This window comes from Streptomyces sp. NPDC058457 (assembly GCF_042720695.1).
GTDB lineage: Bacteria > Actinomycetota > Actinomycetes > Streptomycetales > Streptomycetaceae > Streptomyces.
Map to the genome: position 1 here is coordinate 1 of NZ_JBHXLU010000190.1, position 2,414 is coordinate 2,414.

Below are 2,414 nucleotides of genomic sequence, written 5' to 3' on the forward strand. Positions count from 1 at the left end.
GAGTAGCACGCTCAAGACCCGAAGCGGAGTGATCTAGCCATGGGCAGGTTGAAGCGGAGGTAAGACTTCGTGGAGGACCGAACCCACCAGGGTTGAAAACCTGGGGGATGACCTGTGGTTAGGGGTGAAAGGCCAATCAAACTCCGTGATAGCTGGTTCTCCCCGAAATGCATTTAGGTGCAGCGTCGTGTGTTTCTTGCCGGAGGTAGAGCACTGGATAGGCGATGGGCCCTACCGGGTTACTGACCTTAGCCAAACTCCGAATGCCGGTAAGTGAGAGCGCGGCAGTGAGACTGTGGGGGATAAGCTCCATGGTCGAGAGGGAAACAGCCCAGAGCATCGACTAAGGCCCCTAAGCGTACGCTAAGTGGGAAAGGATGTGGAGTCGCAGAGACAACCAGGAGGTTGGCTTAGAAGCAGCCACCCTTGAAAGAGTGCGTAATAGCTCACTGGTCTAGTGATTCCGCGCCGACAATGTAGCGGGGCTCAAGCGTACCGCCGAAGTCGTGTCATTGCGATATATACCCCCAACGGGGATCGTGATGGGTAGGGGAGCGTCGTCTGCCGGGTGAAGCAGCACCGGAAGGTAGTTGTGGACGGTTGACGAGTGAGAATGCAGGCATGAGTAGCGATTCACACGTGGGAAACGTGTGCGCCGATTGACTAAGGGTTCCTGGGTCAAGCTGATCTGCCCAGGGTAAGTCGGGACCTAAGGCGAGGCCGACAGGCGTAGTCGATGGATAACCGGTTGATATTCCGGTACCCGCTGTGAAGCGTCAAACATCGAACCAGGCGATGCTAAGTCCGTGAAGCCGCCCTGATCTCTTCGGAGTTGAGGGGAGTGGTGGAGCCGACGGACCAGACTTGTAGTAGGTGAGTGATGGGGTGACGCAGGAAGGTAGTCCAGCCCGGGCGGTGGTTGTCCCGGGGTAAGGGTGTAGCCCGTTGTCTAGGTAAATCCGGATGACGTTGAGGGTGAGACCTGATGCCGAGCCGATTGTGGTGAAGTGGATGATCCTATGCTGTCGAGAAAAGCCTCTAGCGAGTTTCATGGCGGCCCGTACCCTAAACCGACTCAGGTGGTCAGGTAGAGAATACCGAGGCGTTCGGGTGAACTATGGTTAAGGAACTCGGCAAAATGCCCCCGTAACTTCGGGAGAAGGGGGGCCAGTCCTGGTGATGGAATTTACTTCCTGAGCTGGGGGTGGCCGCAGAGACCAGCGAGAAGCGACTGTTTACTAAAAACACAGGTCCGTGCGAAGCCGTAAGGCGATGTATACGGACTGACGCCTGCCCGGTGCTGGAACGTTAAGGGGACCGGTTAGCTCCATTTCGGTGGGGCGAAGCTGAGAACTTAAGCGCCAGTAAACGGCGGTGGTAACTATAACCATCCTAAGGTAGCGAAATTCCTTGTCGGGTAAGTTCCGACCTGCACGAATGGCGTAACGACTTCTCGACTGTCTCAACCATAGGCCCGGTGAAATTGCACTACGAGTAAAGATGCTCGTTTCGCGCAGCAGGACGGAAAGACCCCGGGACCTTTACTACAGTTTGATATTGGTGTTCGGTTCGGCTTGTGTAGGATAGCTGGGAGACTTTGAAGCTCATACGCCAGTGTGGGTGGAGTCGTCGTTGAAATACCAGTCTGGTCGTGCTGGATGTCTAACCTGGGTCCGTGATCCGGATCAGGGACAGTGTCTGATGGGTAGTTTAACTGGGGCGGTTGCCTCCTAAAGAGTAACGGAGGCGCCCAAAGGTTCCCTCAGCCTGGTTGGCAATCAGGTGTTGAGTGTAAGTGCACAAGGGAGCTTGACTGTGAGACCGACGGGTCGAGCAGGGACGAAAGTCGGGACTAGTGATCCGGCGGTGGCTTGTGGAAGCGCCGTCGCTCAACGGATAAAAGGTACCCCGGGGATAACAGGCTGATCTTCCCCAAGAGTCCATATCGACGGGATGGTTTGGCACCTCGATGTCGGCTCGTCGCATCCTGGGGCTGGAGTCGGTCCCAAGGGTTGGGCTGTTCGCCCATTAAAGCGGTACGCGAGCTGGGTTTAGAACGTCGTGAGACAGTTCGGTCCCTATCCGCTGCGCGCGCAGGAATATTGAGAAGGGCTGTCCCTAGTACGAGAGGACCGGGACGGACGAACCTCTGGTGTGCCAGTTGTTCTGCCAAGGGCATGGCTGGTTGGCTACGTTCGGGAGGGATAACCGCTGAAAGCATCTAAGCGGGAAGCCTGCTTCGAGATGAGTATTCCCACCCACTTGATGGGGTAAGGCTCCCAGTAGACGACTGGGTTGATAGGCCGGATCTGGAAGCCCAGTAATGGGTGGAGGTGACCGGTACTAATAGGCCGAGGGCTTGTCCTCAGTTGCTCGCGTCCACTGTGTTGGTTCTGAAACCACGAACAGCCCCA

Annotated in this window: 1 rRNA gene; it reads left to right on the top strand. The window is 56.4% G+C overall.

Annotated elements, in window-relative coordinates:
• Nucleotides 1-2,367 (top strand): 23S ribosomal RNA (locus tag ACFWPS_RS53900); the annotation flags it as partial.
• Nucleotides 2,368-2,414 lie beyond the last annotated feature (47 nt).